The 17,229-nt window shown below is 46.6% G+C and carries 16 protein-coding genes; 12 read left to right on the forward strand and 4 right to left on the reverse strand.

The genetic code is table 11. The features are described from left to right. Positions 1-175: 175 nt before the first annotated feature. From yfkAB to FS818_RS02010, 5 genes are all read left to right on the forward strand, one after another. Entirely contained in the window at positions 176-1,312 is a 1,137-nt protein-coding gene (gene yfkAB / locus FS818_RS01990) for a radical SAM/CxCxxxxC motif protein YfkAB (protein WP_145329119.1), read from the forward strand. Positions 1,313-1,358: 46 nt separating this feature from the next. Beyond that, entirely contained in the window at positions 1,359-2,705 is a 1,347-nt protein-coding gene (locus FS818_RS01995) for a hemolysin family protein (protein WP_145329121.1), read from the forward strand. A 272-nt stretch (positions 2,706-2,977) separates the two neighbouring features. Then, positions 2,978-3,268: a spore coat associated protein CotJA gene (locus FS818_RS02000; RefSeq protein ID WP_145329123.1), complete on the forward strand. Its 291-nt coding sequence runs from the start codon at positions 2,978-2,980 to the stop codon at positions 3,266-3,268. Then, a complete protein-coding gene (locus FS818_RS02005; RefSeq protein WP_090920142.1) occupies positions 3,240-3,515 on the forward strand; it encodes a spore coat protein CotJB in 276 nt (91 codons plus the stop codon). Before FS818_RS02000 ends, FS818_RS02005 begins: the two co-directional genes overlap by 29 nt. 22 nt (positions 3,516-3,537) lie before the next feature. After that, positions 3,538-4,107: a manganese catalase family protein gene (locus FS818_RS02010; protein ID WP_145329125.1), complete on the forward strand. Its 570-nt coding sequence runs from the start codon at positions 3,538-3,540 to the stop codon at positions 4,105-4,107. A gap of 412 nt (positions 4,108-4,519) precedes the next feature. Here FS818_RS02010 and FS818_RS02015 read toward each other — a convergent pair whose 3' ends face one another. From FS818_RS02015 to FS818_RS02030, 4 genes are all read right to left on the reverse strand, one after another. Next, positions 4,520-5,512, reverse strand: a complete 993-nt coding sequence (locus FS818_RS02015; RefSeq protein ID WP_145329127.1) for a 3-oxoacyl-[acyl-carrier-protein] synthase III C-terminal domain-containing protein — start codon at positions 5,510-5,512, stop codon at positions 4,520-4,522. 62 nt (positions 5,513-5,574) lie between these two features. After that, positions 5,575-5,916, reverse strand: coding sequence for a hypothetical protein (locus tag FS818_RS02020; RefSeq protein ID WP_145329129.1), 342 nt, complete (start codon positions 5,914-5,916; stop codon positions 5,575-5,577). Positions 5,917-6,108: 192 nt separating this feature from the next. Next, complete coding sequence (locus FS818_RS02025) at positions 6,109-6,477, reverse strand: carboxymuconolactone decarboxylase family protein (RefSeq protein ID WP_145329138.1); 369 nt, start codon at positions 6,475-6,477, stop codon at positions 6,109-6,111. A 15-nt stretch (positions 6,478-6,492) separates the two neighbouring features. Further along, positions 6,493-8,130, reverse strand: a complete 1,638-nt coding sequence (locus FS818_RS02030; RefSeq protein ID WP_145329140.1) for a thiamine pyrophosphate-binding protein — start codon at positions 8,128-8,130, stop codon at positions 6,493-6,495. A 282-nt stretch (positions 8,131-8,412) separates the two neighbouring features. Here FS818_RS02030 and FS818_RS02035 point away from each other — a divergent pair, with 282 nt between their 5' ends. The 7 genes from FS818_RS02035 to FS818_RS02065 all read left to right on the forward strand — a co-directional run bounded on the left by FS818_RS02035 (position 8,413) and on the right by FS818_RS02065 (position 17,204). Next, entirely contained in the window at positions 8,413-9,393 is a 981-nt protein-coding gene (locus FS818_RS02035; RefSeq protein WP_145329143.1) for a Gfo/Idh/MocA family protein, read from the forward strand. A 29-nt stretch (positions 9,394-9,422) separates the two neighbouring features. Further along, on the forward strand, positions 9,423-10,109 hold the full coding sequence (locus FS818_RS02040) for an HAD family hydrolase (RefSeq protein WP_145329144.1): 687 nt from the start codon (positions 9,423-9,425) through the stop codon (positions 10,107-10,109). Between the two features lie 286 nt (positions 10,110-10,395). Continuing rightward, a complete protein-coding gene (locus tag FS818_RS02045) occupies positions 10,396-11,286 on the forward strand; it encodes a carbohydrate ABC transporter permease (protein WP_145329146.1) in 891 nt (296 codons plus the stop codon). 22 nt (positions 11,287-11,308) lie between these two features. Then, entirely contained in the window at positions 11,309-12,190 is an 882-nt protein-coding gene (locus FS818_RS02050; protein ID WP_145329149.1) for a carbohydrate ABC transporter permease, read from the forward strand. 116 nt (positions 12,191-12,306) lie between these two features. After that, positions 12,307-14,052: a cache domain-containing sensor histidine kinase gene (locus FS818_RS02055; protein WP_145329151.1), complete on the forward strand. Its 1,746-nt coding sequence runs from the start codon at positions 12,307-12,309 to the stop codon at positions 14,050-14,052. A 14-nt stretch (positions 14,053-14,066) separates the two neighbouring features. Continuing rightward, positions 14,067-15,674 carry a response regulator gene (locus FS818_RS02060; protein WP_145329153.1) on the forward strand — a complete coding sequence of 536 codons (1,608 nt, stop codon included), beginning with the start codon at positions 14,067-14,069 and terminating at the stop codon, positions 15,672-15,674. Positions 15,675-15,803: 129 nt separating this feature from the next. Beyond that, positions 15,804-17,204, forward strand: a complete 1,401-nt coding sequence (locus tag FS818_RS02065; RefSeq protein ID WP_145329155.1) for an ABC transporter substrate-binding protein — start codon at positions 15,804-15,806, stop codon at positions 17,202-17,204. The last annotated feature ends 25 nt before the right edge of the window (positions 17,205-17,229 follow it).

Raw genomic sequence — 17,229 nt, forward strand, 5'->3', positions numbered from 1 at the left:
AGCCAGGTTAATTTCCGATGATTCATGAGCGTTTTTTGTCATGTAATGGTCAGGGTTTGGCTGTGCAGGAAGATTCATAATTGTGCTATGATAAAAGATAACTCCCAAAAAAGTAATCTCGGATATGATGTAAATAAAACTTTTTAGGTTAATAAAAGGAATAAGGTGAAGAACAATGACCATGCTAAACTCAGGATCGGTACAACCGATGCCATTATCGCCAACGAATGATCCGTGGGATCCGATTGGCTCTCTGCGTGCATATGGCCGGCATGTGCTGACCAGTGTAGAAATGACAGTGACACATCTATGCAATATGCGATGTGAGCATTGTGCCGTAGGGGATATGCTTACGATGCAAGAGGCACCTGCACTGCCACTCTCACTCATGTTGAAACGACTTGATGAGGTGGAGCACCTGCAGACTATCAGTCTGACAGGCGGTGAACCCAGCTTTAGCCAAAAGACGGTGGACGAGATGATCATTCCTCTGCTTAAATATGCGAAGGAACGCGGAATTCGCTCCCAGATCAATTCCAATCTGACACTGGATATCAGCCGTTATGAAAAACTTCTCCCGTATCTGGATGTGATGCACATCTCCTTCAATTATTTGAATGCAGATGATTTCCATCAGGTGGGATTCGCCAACAGCGGTAGACCGGTAAAACGTGAAGTAGCCGTGAAAATGTATGAAAAGATGATGGAGAACTCTCGCAAGCTAAGTGAGGCCGGAATGTTTATTTCCGCTGAGTCGATGATTAATTATCGTACGCATGATAAGCTGGACGGCATTCACCAGTTGATTCGGGAAATGGGCTGTGTACGGCACGAAGTGCATCCGATGTACAACTCTAATTTTGCATCCTCTCTTCCAGTGTTATCGCTGGATCACATGAGGAATGCCATTCATCGCTTGCTTGATGTGCGCGACAAAGACATGTGGATGCTTTTCGGAACACTGCCGTTCTTTGCATGCAGTGCAGCTGAGCAGGATCGTGAACTGATTAATCGCTTGTACAGCGAACCGAATGTAACGGTTCGTAATGATCCGGACGGGCGCAACCGTGTTAACGTCAACATGTTTACAGGCAACGTGTACGTGACTGATTTCGCGGATATTCCTGCATTCGGCAACATCCATGACCGAAAACTGGATGACGTATTCCACGAATGGTCTGCGGAGCATCCGCTTAATCAGACGGTAAACTGCCATTGTGATGCTGCGTCCTGTTGCGGGCCAAATCTGCTTGTGGCCGATATGTATTATAAAGGCGTGGACTTCAAATCAAGAAAAGCTATTTTACGCTAATATTCCAGGTGCATTCCTGAAATAGACAGAGAAGGGGAGTTACATCTTGGGCATTCATACCGAATTTCATCTTGGACAGCTGGTATTTAATCTGGTCTGTGTCTTTTTGCTCGTATTTTTGAATGGTGTATTTGTCGCGGCAGAGTTCTCTCTCGTCAAAGTAAGACAGACACGCCTGACACAATTGCAGAGTGAGGGAAACCGTCTGGCTGGTTATGCCCTGAAGGTGAACGGTAAACTGGATGCCTATCTGTCGGCAACGCAGTTCGGGATTACACTGACATCTCTCGGACTGGGTTGGCTGGGGGAACCTGCAATCTCCAAACTGCTTGTGGAACCGCTGATGTTTAAGCTTGGCGTTTCCGATACAAGCTTGATTACAACGGTATCCGTCATTATCGGTTTCTGTATCATCACGTTTCTGCACATTGTACTTGGTGAGCTGGCTCCTAAATCGCTGGCAATTCAAAAAACAGATGGAGTGGCGTTGCTTTTATCGGCACCGTTATTACTATTTTATAAAATTTTCTTCCCGTTTATCTGGATTCTTAACGCATCAGCGAATGCTTTATTACGTCTGGCTGGTATTGAACCCGCGAGTGAAAGCGAGGCCCATTCGGAAGATGAGCTTCGCATCCTGATGAAACAGAGTGCCAAAAGCGGGGTCATCGACAAGGATGAGATCAAGCTGATGGATAATATCTTTGATTTCTCTGACATGCTGGCTCGTGAAGTTATGTTGCCTCGTACAGATATGGACTGTTTGTATACCCATCTGTCACTGGAGGAAAATCTAAAGATCATCAACGCAACGAAGCATTCCCGTTACCCGGTTGCAGTAGAAGATAAGGACGAGATTATCGGATTTATTCATATTACGGACTTGCTTCTGGCAGAACCGGAGCAACAACAGGATCTGGCTTCAATGGTACGTCCGATTCTGAACGTGCCCGAGTCTATGGAGATTAGCCATGTATTACGTTTAATGCAGAAAAAGCACTCCCAGATGACGCTTGTAGTCGACGAATACGGGGGGACAGCAGGATTGCTGACGGCTGAAGAGATTTTGGAAGAGATCGTTGGGGATCTGTATGATGAATTCGAGGATGAGCGGCCGCATATGGAACGAATCGGTGAGGCTTTTTCGATCGATGGACGTTCGTTGATTGAGGAAGTTCATGAATGGACCGGAGCGATCATCGAGGATGAAGAGGTGGATACGATTGGCGGCTGGCTATTCAAAGAACTGGAAGGCAGTCCGGCCAAGGGAAAAACACGTGAGCGAAACGGCTATGTCTTCGAAGTCGAAGAGTCTACACGTTTACGAATTAACCGGGTCAAAGTGTACAAGCAAGTGAAAGAACAAGATGAATCTATCGAAGAGGATCAGTGATTTTCTGTTGTCTCAGGATGATGATCGACGTGAAAAATAGCGAATAAGCAAGACCTTTAAGCAGGACCTTTGAAGTGGTGGTATGACACCTTTCAAAGGTCTTTTTTGCATGGCAGGAATAAGCGTAAGCTTGGGCTAGAATGGCAAAATCCTTGTTTTAGTTTCCGTAAAAAGGGATTATCTTGATCATCTCGACATATTGTTATAAGGACAGGAAATGATGGGGATGTATTGTATGCCTTATGAAGCAATACCGGAATACATGTAATTGCATGATAAAGGAGGCGTTTCGATTGAAAGATCCTCTGAAAGATCCTCAGGTTCGGGCTTATGTTCCTTTTGTGGGTCCATTTGATCCGTGTAAACCTCTAGGTATTCGTACGTATCTGGTTCCGCCGCAACTATTTATTCCTTTTCAACCGATGGGCTGGCCACAATACAGTCCGGCTGAAGCTTTAAGAATCGGCACATTGTGGCCAGCACTATACAGTCCGTATACCTCGAAAAAAACGAAGGAAAGGGCGGTGGTGAACGATGGAGAAGGAACAGCCGAAAGCCTGTGACGCCAAATATTACGAACTGCTGGAGGAACTACAGGCACTGGATTTTGTCTTGGTTGAGCTGAATCTGTATCTGGATACGCATCCGGGAGATTTTCAAAGTATCGAACAGTATAACAAATTCAGCCAGGAACGGATGCGCGTTGCGCATGAGTTTCAGCAGTTATATGGTCCGCTGACGAACTTTGGTCATGCCTTTTCCAAATATCCGTGGGAGTGGTCCCAGACACCTTGGCCTTGGCAAGTATAAAATCGAAGGAGGCGTCCTGTGCATGTGGGTGTATGAAAAAAAATTGCAATATCCGGTTCGGGTGAGTAAATGTGATCCTCATATGGCGAAGCTACTGATGGAACAATATGGCGGTGCGGATGGAGAACTCGCGGCAGCCCTGCGATACCTGAATCAGCGTTATACCATTCCCGATAAAATTATCGGTCTATTGAACGACATTGCGACGGAGGAATTTTCCCACCTGGAGATGATTGCGACGATGATTTACAAGCTCACCAAGGATGCCACGATTGAGCAACTGGAGCTGGCCGGATTGGATGCTCATTATGCAGCTCATGATAAGGCCCTCTTTTACAACAATGCCGCGGGAGTACCTTTCACGGCCACGTATATTCAAGCGAAGGGTGATCCCATCGCCGACTTGTACGAGGATATCGCAGCCGAAGAGAAAGCTCGGGCTACATATCAATGGTTAATTGATTTAACCGACGACGTGGACTTACAGGACAGTCTGAAATTTTTGCGGGAACGCGAGATTGTGCACTCCCTGCGGTTCCGGGAGGCCGTTGAAATTCTGAAGGATGACCGGGAGACCAAGAAAATATTTTGACGATGAGCCAGGCAAATATGTAGCGAAAGATATAAAGGCAGTCCAGGTGGGTGGGCTGCCTTTTATGTTTAGGTACAATGATATAAGTTGAACTTTTCTTTTACACTTTAACGGAGAGGACAGAAAAAACCTGGAAAAGCGAAGCGCTCGCCTGAAAGCTTTCTGAAAGAAAGCTACATCGGAAGCCTACGCTTATCACTAGGATTTTTCCCTTTGGAAAAGGGAATTCAAAAAAATCTGGGGATAACAGCGATTGGAAGGTTCTTCTGTTATCGGAGTGGACTGTGTAAAATCTATAGTTCAACTTATATTGATTGAAAAATAAGATCAAAAAAAGGACGATGAATGAAGGGTTGCTCCTCAAGGTCGTCCTGCAGATTGAACATATAAGTTTGAAGAAGTGCTTTTGCTCTTAGTATTCCACGACCATGGCAACATTTTGCCACCCGGCGCCAACGGTCCAGAACAACACTTTGTCACCGCGCTGCAGCTTTCCGGAGCTAATGGCTCGATGCATGGCTATAAACGGACTACTGGTCGAGGTATAACCAAATTCGTCGCCAATATATACAGCAATGTCATCAGCAATCCCGATGTTTTCGGACACTGCACGAATGTTAGCAATGGACAGCTGAGAGAAACAGGCGGCTTTAATCTCATCCGGTGTGATTTCGTTCCGCGTTAGCAATGTTCGAATGGACTCAGAAGCCGCATCGACACAGATCGAATCGTCAAACGGTGTGAATTTTACATGGAAAGCTCCTGCATCAACACCCGTGCTTCCGAGCTTTGCGAGTCCTTCGGCTGGAAAGAGTGAATTTTGATATACACAGGTATCTGTCTGATAGATCGAATCAATAAAGCCAACGGCATGTTCATCCCGTTCTACAATTACGGCTGCGGCTGCATCTCCGAAATTTGCAAAATAAACCGGGTCATCCGGACTGGCATGAGGAGCTACGTAGTCTGAGCCGATAATTAATGCCCGTTTGATCCTTGGATTACCAAGCATCTGCCGACTGACCTGTTCGAAAGCTGCGGTCATCCCTGCACAGTTGGCATTGCTATCAATACAGATGGTGTGGGCTGCCCCGCGGATCAGATGATGAATCATTAAGGAATTCGTAGGGAAAATATATTCCGGTGTTTGGCTTGCATACGCAATCAAGTCAATATCTTGTGCGGTTAACCCGGTTTTAGCGAGTAGCTTTCGGGTTGCCTCGAAGGCCATGGTCAGTGAGTTTTCGTCATGCCGATCAATTTTGTAACGTGACTCCCGCCCGAGTGCTTTTAACAAACCACGAATATCGACCCCTCTGGCATCAAAATGTTCAATATAAAAATCATTGTGCACCTTGGTTTCAGGGTGGTACATATCGATATCTACAATACGAATTCCAGCCATCGTCATCCTCCTCATAAGTGGAAAGGCAGAGCTGTCATTAAAGCATCATACAAACCAGGGAGCTACGCCGAAATAATTTCAAGATTGTCCAGCCCTACGGTCCGACCAAGTCTGGCCAGCTGCATTTTCAGAATGGCATTGTTCTCCAAGGTTAACACCACTTTTTTGTATTCGTCCTTTTTGAACATGGCCAGGCATCCCTCCAGAAGAGGTACAATCTCAGGGGCAGTGACATTCAACTTTTTGCAGTCAATATCCAGGTTATATTCCTTGGTGTTAATGGAAGCAATCGTATCCTGATACGCCGAGATTGAACGAAGACCGTCCTCTTGAGAAAAAGAACCTTCCAATTCAATGTGCAACACCTTGTTTGAAGCATCCGTTTTTAGATTGAAATTTCCCATTACGTGTTCTCTCTCCTTTGTAATATGAGTGAAAGCTATCCTCTATGGAATGAATGATGCAGTCCATTAGACCCTAAAGCGAGCGGTACCAGGTGGTAAGGCTGGAAGGATAATTTACCCATATTATAAAGGTAATAATGTAAAAAGATCAATAAAAAGGTCGAATGATGTATAAAAATGTAGAACGTTGAATTACTGGATTTCCTCAAGCGTGGATAGTAATACATTAAATGCACTGATAATACGTGGAGCACCAACACACGGTGCCAGGTGAAGCAGAACTCCCTTAAGCTCCTCAACGGTAATACCCACACTTAAGGCCATGGCATAATGCACACCAAGCTGTTCGAATTGTCCCTGTGTAATTAACGACGAAATAATGGCGACTTCTTTCCACTGATCCGTAATGGTGGTTCGCTGAAAAATATCACCATATGCTGTTCCCATAATAAATTCGGACAGTTCGGGAAAATGCTCCTTAATCGGGGCAAGTGCCTTTGCACCAAACTCCCCGGAAAGCTTGGCAAAACGATCTAACCCTTGATTCACTTGTTCACTCATGATTCGTGCCTCCTGCTAATTCAAATTGACAACCCGATGAGCCGTTGGAGGGATCTCGTCCCGATCGGTTAACAGCTCGATGACAGCGACTTGATTTAACTTTAAAGCTGCCTCCAGTGCGCCAGAGAACTGTGGTAACGTTTCTGCACGGAAAGCCTTAGCTCCAAGGGACTCGGCAAATTTGACTGCATCCATGGGAACCTCGAAGAGTGTGCCATCGATACGTCCCGTCGTTTTTTCCATCCCTTTCAGAGCCATATCCAGTTGTTTGTTGTTTACAACGATAAAAATGACGGGAAGATCCTTGCATACGGCTGTGTTAATTTCCGTGCCCAGCATCATAAAACATCCGTCTCCGGTGATACATATTACGGTTTCTTCAGGTGAAGCAGCTTTGGCACCAATGGCCATGCCGATGGCATTCCCCATGCAGGCAAAGTAGGCATCAAATATGAAACTGCCGGGTTTCTTCACTTTGTACCGCTGAACGGCATGAAAGCCGTGGCTTCCGTCATCAACAAACAGTTTGTGGTCATAGGGAAGCAGTTCGCTCATCTGATCGAGAACGGCAGCGAGTGACAGATGTGGCAGATCTGGTAATGGGGATTGATATTCAAAGGACTTGGCGACACCTGTAGAAGCAGTTGCAAGAGAGAATGGCAAGGTGCTAAGCAGGTATTGCAGATTATCTTTGATATCCCCTGTTAGTTGTAAGGTTTGAGATTGAAGAATTTTGCCTACGAAAGTTGGATCGGTATCGATTTGAATCAGCTGTGCCGGATGGTTATGCGGCTTGAGATTACAGAGCGTCATATCGCTCAGTCTGGAGCCGAGGACAATATAGAGATCACTTTGATTCAACATCTCGTCTCCGTGTGGGAATCCGCCAACACCACAGGGGCCATGATATAAGGGGTGATCCCAAGCTATGGCTCCTTTACCTCCAGGAGTTGTCACGACTGGAATATTAAACGTTTCGGCTAGCTGCCTTAGTTCCTCATGTGCCCCGGAACGAGTTACACCTTTACCTGCAATGATTAATGGACGTTCGGCTTGATGGATTAAAGGCAGGCATCGATTCAAACCAGAGATGCTGAGCAATGGCTCAGGTTCGGGAATAACAATGTGACACGATTGAAGCTGTTCCGTTTGTACGTCAAAAGGCAGGCAAAGATGGACAGGACCTTTGTTTGGGCCAAGTGCAATCGAAAGGGCGTGATTCAAAATGGTTCCGAAGTGATCTCCACGTTCGACCAGTTTGCTGAATCGTGTGGCAGGTCTGAACATTTCGGCCAGATCGGCCAAATAAGAAGAGGAGTCCTGACATTGGGGGATGCCCAGTTCCTGAATAGATTGATGGCCGGTAAGAAATAAAACGGGAAGATTATTCGCCTTGGCATGGGCCGCCGCGGTAAGCAGATTGGTTCCTCCAGGACCGGAGGTGGCAAAAGCGACTCCCAAGCGGCCTGTCTGCAATGCGTAGCCTGATGCGGCAAAGCCTGAACTGGCTTCGTGGCGACCAGGGATAAACTCCAAACCGTAATCTACCATTTTCAGAAGAGCGGGACAGATGGATTTTCCGATAATACCAAATACATGAGTGACACCCAGATTGCGCAACGTTTCTGCTAAATAATCCGCAACAGTTCTCACGCGTGGACACCTCGTTTCAAGTAGTAGGTTTTTAGAACCAGGCGGCTTATCCGATTGTGCATGTTGGTATTTGTCTAAGGTTGTAAGAGGAAGAATTCCTTGGTATTAGAAATGGTATCTTTTTTTGTGGTTTTTTGTCAATCCTTTTCCTGATTCTAATTACCCGAGGCTATTTACCTATACATATTGACGTGATGAAGCAGTGATAGGTTAACGCAATGCATAATCAACGGTTCTAATCCACGTTTTCTGCTATACTGAGAATGAATTGGAGGGAATGGAATGACATCATTGAAAATGGCTGTGATCGGCCTGGGTAAGATGGGTTTACATATGATTCATCAAGCGGAGAATACGCCAATGGAAATCCCCGTGGAGATTACTGCGGTTTGTGATGCGAATGAACAAGGATTGCAGGAATTTGCGGCAACTCGTCCATCGGTGAAAACATATCTTGATTATAAACAGTTGCTGGATGAACAGCAGATTGACCTCGTGTACATTGCTGTACCACCCAAATATCATTATCCGATCGTGATGGAAGTGTTGAAGCGTCGAATTCATGTGTTCTGTGAGAAGCCGCTCGCCAACAGTCTAGAGGAAGCGCGCAAAATGGTCGAAGCTGCAGAGCAAGCTGGTGTGGTTCACGCGGTTCATTTTTCGATGCCGCATGAATCTGCTGTGTTGAAGCTGCAAGAGATGGTTAAACAACAGGCAGTGGGTGACATTCGCAAAATTGACCTGATTCTGCAGTTCCCGCAGTGGCCGCGCTCATGGCAGCAAAATGAATGGATCACAAGCCGGGATCAGGGAGGTTTTATCCTCGAAGTTGGCATTCACTGGATTCATATGATCCAGAACGTATTCGGGCGGCTACGTGTGCTGGATGCTCAAGTGCTTTATCCTGCCGATCAACCAGATGCGTGTGAACAGGAAGTGCAGGCTGTGCTTGAAGTACAGGACGGAACCCGAGTTCATCTGCAAGGGATTTCTCAATTTGCTGGCGAAGAGCGTGTGTCCATGGTTGTATATGGCACCGAAGGCACCATTGCGCTGGAAAATTGGGAGGAACTCATGAGTGGCAAGATCGGACAGCCGTTGTCCCCCGTGGAAGTGCTGGAATCTTCCAGCGAACTGCCCGTGTTGAAACATGTCATTGCCCGTATTCAGGACAAACCGGGTAAGATCTATACGTTCCACGATGGGTACGAGGCACAACAGGTGCTGGAAGCACTTCGGAACAGTAATTCATCTACAATTTGACCAATTTCACTCCGAAAGGAACTTTGAATATGACCAATAAAGCGGGTTTGCGTAAACCGGAAGCGATGATTTTTGACATGGATGGCACGTTGTTTCAGACAGAGACCTTGCTTCTACCTGCGTATCATCAGTTATTTGATACGTTGCGTGCAGAGGGCTACTTTGAAGGAGAAACTCCGCCGGAAGAACGGATGCTCGGAAGTCTGGGCATGCTGCTTGAGGATATCTGGAAAGTTGTTATGCCTGAAGCATCCGACGCGGCTCATCGTCGTGCCGATGAATTATTGCTGCAACTCGAGATCGAAGGACTCGATGGAGGCGATTCCAAACTGTATCCCGGTGTCAAAGAAACATTGACAGAACTGAAAGCCCAAGGCATTCGTCTGTTCGTTGCCAGCAACGGGCTTGAGGATTACGTCAAGGGGGTTGCGTTCGCACACGAAATCATGCCGCTGTTTGAAGGGGTATACAGTGCGGGTCAGTACAAGACCCCTTCCAAAATTAATCTGGTGCAGATTCTGCTGCAGAAACACCGGATTCAGGATGCCTGGATGGTAGGCGATCGTTCTTCGGACGTCGAAGCGGGCAAAATGAACAACCAGACCGTTATAGGCTGTGCTTATGCCGGATTCGGCAGGGATGAAGAACTTGCCGGATCCGATGCACTGATCTCGGATTTCACGGATTTGCTTCGTCTATATGAAGAAGCAGAATAAGTGCTTTAACGCTGCATGATCATGGCAACACCCCTGACAAACACAAAGCTAGCTGACCTTCATATCTATGTCTGAGCACCAGCAAAACAGTGCATAAACAACGGCTATATCAACGATTCAAAGCTCTTTACCACATACCTGTATGGGCGTTTTTTGCGCCTGTGCAGGTTTGTTTGCTTTTAGCACGAAGTCACATTCTCCCCTGTAGAAAGTTGATTTCCCTATCCCGCATGTAATGTAAATCCCTCTATACTTTCATTCAAAAGCTATAGGGGGTCTGATTCTGATGAAACCATCCAAACTGAACGCCTACATCTTCATCATCCCAAGTCTCTTTCTCACATTGGTATTTGGAATCTATCCGTTGTTATGGGCTCTGCGCTACATGTTCTATGATTATCAGGGCATCGGTAAGCCGATCTTCATCGGACTGGATAACTTTGCGCGCATTATGCGTGATGGACAGTTCTGGGACTCGGTCAAAAATACGGGCATCTATGCACTGGGTAAACTCGTTATCACCATTCCACTGTCTCTGATTCTGGCGATTATCCTGAATCGCAAATGGCGTGGACGCTCCTTGTTCAGAGCCGTTTTTTATCTTCCAACCATTTTTAGTGCATCCGTCATGGCGATTGTCTTTTTCATCATTTTCAATTCATATAACGGCATTTTGAATCAATTGCTACTCAAGTATCACATCATCTCCTCGCCGATTGGCTGGCTGGATGCGAATCATGCCATGCTCACAACGATCATTATTGCTATATGGGGTGCTGTCGGTAACTACATGTTATTGTTCATTGCAGGTCTGCAAAGCATTCCGGAGGAGCTGTATGAGGCCGCATCACTGGATGGAGCAAGCGAATTCCAGAAATTACGCAATGTAACGATTCCGCTGCTCGGACCTGTAATGCAGATGATCATTATGCTAGCGATCACGACAGCACTGAAGGGGTACGAGAGCATTATGGTCTTAACCGAGGGCGGACCTTATGGCAAAACAGAGGTCATGTATTTATACCTGTTCAAACTGTTATTCCCTGTTTCGGCTGACACGCAATCTTTGCAACAGCTGGGTTACGGAAGTGCAGTCGGATTCACAACAGCTCTCATTGTAGGGGCGGTGACGCTCATTTACTTCCAGATTTCCAAAAAGCTTAATGATGTCTACTAATCTTGATTAGGAGGGAACGATGATGACTCAAACCGTGCTTGCACCCGTATCTTCGAATTCAGGTTCATTCCGCTGGACTCGCTGGACGAAGCGAACCATCCTCTTTCTATTTTTGCTGATCATTGCGATCTTGTCCCTGTTCCCGATCATCCTCGTGTTACTAGGATCGTTCAAAACCAATCAGGAACTTACCGGAGGAGCAACAATCTGGCCGAAAATATGGCAGTTCTCGAACTACAGCCAGGCTTGGAAGACGGCGAATTTTTCCGGATTTACGTTGAACAGCATCTTTGTAAGCATTGCCACAACGGTAGGAACACTGATCGTATCGTCCATGGCTGCTTATGCAGTGGATCGGGTGAATTTTAAAGGCAAAAAAGCGTATACCCTGCTCATGGCATCCACACTGTTTATTTCGATTGGTGCGGTGGTACTTAGACCACAATTTGATCTCATGGTCAAGCTGGGTCTGAACAATTCGCTGTGGGGTGTCATCATCATATTAATCAGTGCCCATGCGGCAACCTATTTTATTCTCGTTGGGTTCTTCAAGAGTATCCCCCGTGAACTGGATGAGGCTGCGATGATTGATGGCTGTAACTTCTTTACTACCTACTGGCGGATTATCCTGCCACTTCTGCGTCCGGGTCTGGCTGTGGCTGGACTTGGTGTTTTCCAGAACTCTTGGAATGAATATATTCTTCCGTTTGTATTCACGATGAGCAATCCGAAGCTGCAGACCTTGCCGGTTGGTCTGGCAAACCTTCGCTACGGCATCGGGGCCGCAGCCGAAGTTCAATTAATGATGGCCGGGGCCTGTCTGTCCATTTTACCGCTGCTCGTTGTCTACATTTTTGCGAATAAATCATTCATGCAAGTTACGCTGGGTGCTGTCAAAGGTTAGGGCGGTAAAGCTGAGGAAGAGATTTCGGGGAACGGTATTCCGTGCAGATTCCGCTGTGCTATACTCTTTTTAATTACAGCGGACAGGGCCAGTCCTTGTTCAAGGAGCGACCGTCTATGATGTCGTATTTCTACAAAATGTCTCTGAAAAAACGGATACAGCTCATCTACATTTTTCTCGTTGTTTTGTGCATCAGTGTGACGGGAATTTGCTCTTATCTCTTCGCTGCCAAAAGCATAGAGCGGAACGCGCTTGAATTAAAAAAGAGCATTCTGAACAAGTCCGTACAGGTGATGGATGAGCATCTGCGTCATATCGTCGTTTCATCCTATTCGTTCATGCTGAGTGACACGTTCACACAGGTGATGAAGGATGTGCGTAATCATAATGAGGGGCGTTATTATCAGAATCTCTCGCTGCTTCAGACCACATTTGCCCAGCTGAAGCTGGTAGAGCCGCTGATTGATACCGCCTATTTGAAGACACCGATCGGCAATTTTTTCTCGACAAAAGACTTCCCGAATCAAAGCACTGCGTTTGACAAGGAATATGGAGAAGTTGTCAAAAAAACCGGCTGGAATACGATGTGGTTCGGTTCACATCCCAGCGAATTATTCCAATCCCGGGGGAATGTGTTGTCACTGCTGCTCAAACCGATTGTGATCGACAACCATACCTTCTCGGAGGTATACATGGTCGTTAACATGAAGGAAGCTGCGATGAGAGATATTTTAAATCAGGATCTGATGAACAGTCAGGTGCAATTGTTTTTACTTCATAAAAACGGTAGTGAGGTCATCCGCCCAGGGTCGGGGACATTTAATCTGGTGACGGAACCTGGTTTTGCACAACGATTAAATCGTGAAGCAGGTGATTTCACGTATACCAACGTACAGGGACAAGAGATGTTGGTGAATTATTCGGCTCTATCGATGAATGAAGACTGGGTTATGGTCAGTGTTCAGTCCAAGGCCGATTTGTTATCTCCGCTGAAAAAGATTCGCTGGCTGGTCATCCTGATTATGCTGTTCTGTATCCTGCTGGCGCTCGCATTGTCCGACCTGTTATCCTCTGCGCTTCTGAAACCGCTGAACAAATTGCGGCGGCTCATGGTTGAGGTAGAGTACAACGACTTGGAAGTACGCTTTCGCAGCAAATATGACGATGAGGTCAGTGCCGTAGGGCATCGCTTCAATCGGATGCTGGATCAGATTCAGGTTTTGTTTGAAGAGGTGCGGGCCACCGAACAGGACAAGCGAAGGTTAGAAGTGAAGGCGCTTCAAGCCCAGGTTGATCCTCATTTTCTGTACAACACGTTAAATACGATGTTCTGGAAAAGCGAGAGCGGGGAGAAGAAGGATGTCAGCGCCATGATTGTCTCTCTCTCCCTGCTATTCAGACTCGGGTTGAATGATGGGAAAGACATGACCACCGTGGAGCAAGAGATCAAACACGTCGAGCAGTATATGCAGTTGCAACAGCAATGTTACGAAGACTTGTTCGAATACCGGATTGAAGCAGAGGAGTCCTGCAAGGGAATCGAAATTCTAAAAATTTTGCTCCAGCCTCTGGTAGAAAATTCGATCCTGCATGGTTTTAATGATAAGGAAGATTTGGGACGCATTCTCATCCGAATTCTTCGTCTTGAAGATACACTCCGTTTGGAGGTCACGGACAATGGATGCGGCATGGATGTAGCGAAAATGAATGCGGAAGAAGCAACAGAGGGGAACCGGAAAGGATATGCTATATCCAATCTGGTTGATCGATTAAACCTACAGTATGGTGAGCAAGCTTCACTTGTGTTCCATAGTGAAATAAACGTGGGCACGACCGTGGTCATCACCATTCCGATTAGCTAGGAGGGAGCGTACGTATGGAGCAACGGACGATGTGTGTTATGGATGATATTCAGGCTGTGGTCAAGGGCATCGTTTCCACGATTCCGTGGGAGGAGCATGAGGTTCGGATTGTGGGCACAGCGAACAATGGAGAGCAGGGCTGGTCGCTTCTGGTCGAACAGCAACCGGACATTGTCATTACGGATATCAAAATGCCTCGGCTCAGCGGACTCGAACTCATGAAGCGGGCAACGGATGCCGGACTGCGCTCCAAGTTTATTTTTATCAGCGGATACTCCGATTTTCAATACGCCCAGGAAGCGATCAAGCTTGGAGCCTTCGATTATCTGCTCAAACCGTTTACCCCGGAAGAAATCTTGGGTGCGGTGCTAAAAGTGAGAGAGGTCATTGAGAGTGAACAGGCGAAGTCGCAGCAACTTCAAAAGCTGAAACAGAAAGCGGTTAGCAGCAGTGAGTACGAACGTCACAGTTATCTTCTGGGTCTGCTTCGGCATGAAATCGGGGGATATCTGAATGAAAGCCGGTGGGACGAGCTTGACATGGAGCTGGATTCCTCCAACCTCAATGTCATGGTCATTGAGGTGGATGGCTATACACGCTACGGATCAACGATGCACCTGGATGCAGAGATCGTTCCGTTTGCGGTTCAGAATATCGTCAGCGAGACATTGAATCGGTATACGAGAAGTGTTGTACTGCGTGAAAATCGTTACCGGCTGGCCGCTATATTTAATACATCCGACCAGATTGAGGTATCCGAGCTCATGGAGCAATGCCGTCGCAATGTGGAGCAATATAGCAAAAAGACCATATCCATTGGAGTCGGCACAATGGCCCGCAGACCACAAGAAATATGGATATCTTATGCCAATGCGGATAAGGCGATATCCTATCGTTTTTACAGTGAAGGAAACTGCATTTTCCAGTATGCAGAACTGGAGAAGCAGGATGTCGTGGCTCCCGTCTATCCGTTGGAAAAGGAAAAGGAGCTATTTTACGCATTGAAATGCGGCAATGAAAGTTCGTGTCACCGAATTATCGATGACATTTTGGAAGTTTGGCAGAACGCCAAAGGTTTTCCCGAACCACTGACGATGATCCGTCTGTTGTCCGGGCTCGCATTCGCGATCTACCGGGCGTTCTGTGATGAGATCACAGAAGAAGAACGTCTTCGTCTGGAAGCAGACCTGACTGTGCTTGAAGCGATGCGTTCGTTGACGTTTGACGGCTGGGGAGCATACATCAAGCATTTCAGCAGTATGGGCTGCGAGATCATGGAGAAGAAACGGCTTACAGATGTCAAACAGGCGATCAGCAAATCCCAAGAGTTTATCAGCATGAATCTGTCCGAAAATCTGACATTGCAGACTTGTGCCCAGTCGGTTCACTTAAGTCCAAGTTATTTTGCCAATGCGTTCAAGAAGGAAACGGGGTTGACGCTTATTCAATATATTACGAAGTTAAGAATGGAGAAGGCGAAGGAACTGCTGGTTGCTGGGGTGCAAGTACAGGAAATATGCCAGATGCTGGGGTATGAGGATAGACCGTATTTCAGCGGTCTGTTCAAGAAGTATTGCGGCATGACCCCTACACATTTCCGGCAGATGTATGAGAACGGATAAGACAGAGATCGTCATTTTTCCCACCTTGCATAGTCAGAATGTCCCTCACTTCGATATAAGTGGAACGTTTATCATTACGTTAACGGGGAACCGGACAGGTTGTCCAGACAAGCATAAGGGGGCATTTCAATGGTTAAAAAGTGGATGATGACTACACTAAGTGCTGTGCTTGCATTAACGGTAGCTGGTTGCTCGACAGACAGTAGAACGACAACGGGCAGCGGGGCTGCAGCTGGCGGCGGAGAACAGAGTAGTGGCAAAACGAAAGTGGTCTATTGGACCCCGGACCGCCACGATGCTGATTTTATGAAATCCAAGATTGATCAGTTCAACCAGACCAACAAAGACAACATCGAAGTGGAAATGACCGTCATGGGTGATAATTATCCGCAGGCCGTTGATATCGCTTTTGCGAGTAAACAAGCTCCCGATGTGTTTCAAATCGACGATTTCCAAACGTATTATCAAAAGGGGTATCTTGCTCCAATCGACGGATATATGAGTGATGCCATGAAGGCAACGTTCAAGGACAGCCTGATCGAAAATAAAAATACGATTGATGGAAAAGTATATACCCTTCCGAATACGGGCCAGATCTGGAGACTGGTATACAATAAAGATATTTTCCAAAAAGCAGGCATTGCTTCTCCGCCTAAAACCATTGCCGAGATGGTAGCTGATGCAAAGAAAATTACGGAAGCAGGTAAAAGCGAGGGCATCTATGGCTTCGCCAGCCCATTCAAAAGTGGTAGCGGTTTCTGGAGAGCGGCGAACACCATTGCCGGTGCAAGCACGAACGAAGGTATCGACGGCTTTAACTACAAGACAGGTCAGTTTGACTTCAACATGTACAAGTCGATTGCCGAGGCACTTCGTCAGATGAATCAGGATGGAAGCATGCTCCCGGGTGTGGAAAGCTTGGATATTGACCCGCTGAGAGCACAATTTGCACAAGGCAAAATCGGGATGTACATTAATCACTCCGGTGAGCCAGGGGTATACAAAGATCAATTCCCGACCAAAGAAAATTGGGGTGCTGCTCCTGTGCCAACAGATGATGGTACGATTAAAGGGGCTTCGCAAGTCATTGGTGGTTCCTATATCGGCATCAATGCGGACTCGAAAAACAAAGAAGCAGCTTGGAAGTTCATGGAGTACGTATACAGCACGGATCTGCAAAGCGAGTACTATGAAAAAGGGTATGGTATTTCCTTAATCCCTGCAGTACTCAGCTCGGATAAAAAACCTAGCATTCCAGGCATTGAAGGTTTCTTGCCTAAAAAGTATGATGCGATCTTCCCTGCCAATCCAAGTGTGATTACAGAGAGCTCGTTGGAAGGCATGAAATGGGCTGAAGCTTTCTCAGCCTATGTATTTACTGGTGGTGATCTGGATGGCGTGATCAAGGATCTGAACACACGGTATAATGCAGCACTTGAGAAAAGCAAAGCGGCTGGCCTGACAAAAATTGAAGCTGATCCATCGTTCGATTCATCCAAGCTTCAAGGTAAACTGTCCAAAGAAGAGTAAAACCTAAACATGGCGGCCGTCGTAT

This window comes from Paenibacillus xylanexedens, assembly GCF_007680605.1.
Taxonomy (GTDB): Bacteria; Bacillota; Bacilli; order Paenibacillales; family Paenibacillaceae; genus Paenibacillus; species Paenibacillus xylanexedens_B.

Excerpts from the sequence above, each read along its gene's own strand:
- yfkAB (WP_145329119.1), top strand. The coding sequence starts at position 176 with ATGACCATGCTAAACTCAGGATCGGTACAACCGATGCCATTATCGCCA.
- FS818_RS02000 (WP_145329123.1), top strand. The coding sequence starts at position 2,978 with ATGATAAAGGAGGCGTTTCGATTGAAAGATCCTCTGAAAGATCCTCAG.
- FS818_RS02005 (WP_090920142.1), top strand. The coding sequence starts at position 3,240 with ATGGAGAAGGAACAGCCGAAAGCCTGTGACGCCAAATATTACGAACTG.
- FS818_RS02010 (WP_145329125.1), top strand. The coding sequence starts at position 3,538 with ATGTGGGTGTATGAAAAAAAATTGCAATATCCGGTTCGGGTGAGTAAA.
- FS818_RS02015 (WP_145329127.1), bottom strand. The coding sequence starts at position 5,512 with ATGGCTGGAATTCGTATTGTAGATATCGATATGTACCACCCTGAAACC.
- FS818_RS02020 (WP_145329129.1), bottom strand. The coding sequence starts at position 5,916 with ATGGGAAATTTCAATCTAAAAACGGATGCTTCAAACAAGGTGTTGCAC.
- FS818_RS02025 (WP_145329138.1), bottom strand. The coding sequence starts at position 6,477 with ATGAGTGAACAAGTGAATCAAGGGTTAGATCGTTTTGCCAAGCTTTCC.
- FS818_RS02035 (WP_145329143.1), top strand. The coding sequence starts at position 8,413 with ATGACATCATTGAAAATGGCTGTGATCGGCCTGGGTAAGATGGGTTTA.
- FS818_RS02040 (WP_145329144.1), top strand. The coding sequence starts at position 9,423 with ATGACCAATAAAGCGGGTTTGCGTAAACCGGAAGCGATGATTTTTGAC.
- FS818_RS02045 (WP_145329146.1), top strand. The coding sequence starts at position 10,396 with ATGAAACCATCCAAACTGAACGCCTACATCTTCATCATCCCAAGTCTC.
- FS818_RS02050 (WP_145329149.1), top strand. The coding sequence starts at position 11,309 with ATGACTCAAACCGTGCTTGCACCCGTATCTTCGAATTCAGGTTCATTC.
- FS818_RS02055 (WP_145329151.1), top strand. The coding sequence starts at position 12,307 with ATGATGTCGTATTTCTACAAAATGTCTCTGAAAAAACGGATACAGCTC.
- FS818_RS02060 (WP_145329153.1), top strand. The coding sequence starts at position 14,067 with ATGGAGCAACGGACGATGTGTGTTATGGATGATATTCAGGCTGTGGTC.
- FS818_RS02065 (WP_145329155.1), top strand. The coding sequence starts at position 15,804 with ATGGTTAAAAAGTGGATGATGACTACACTAAGTGCTGTGCTTGCATTA.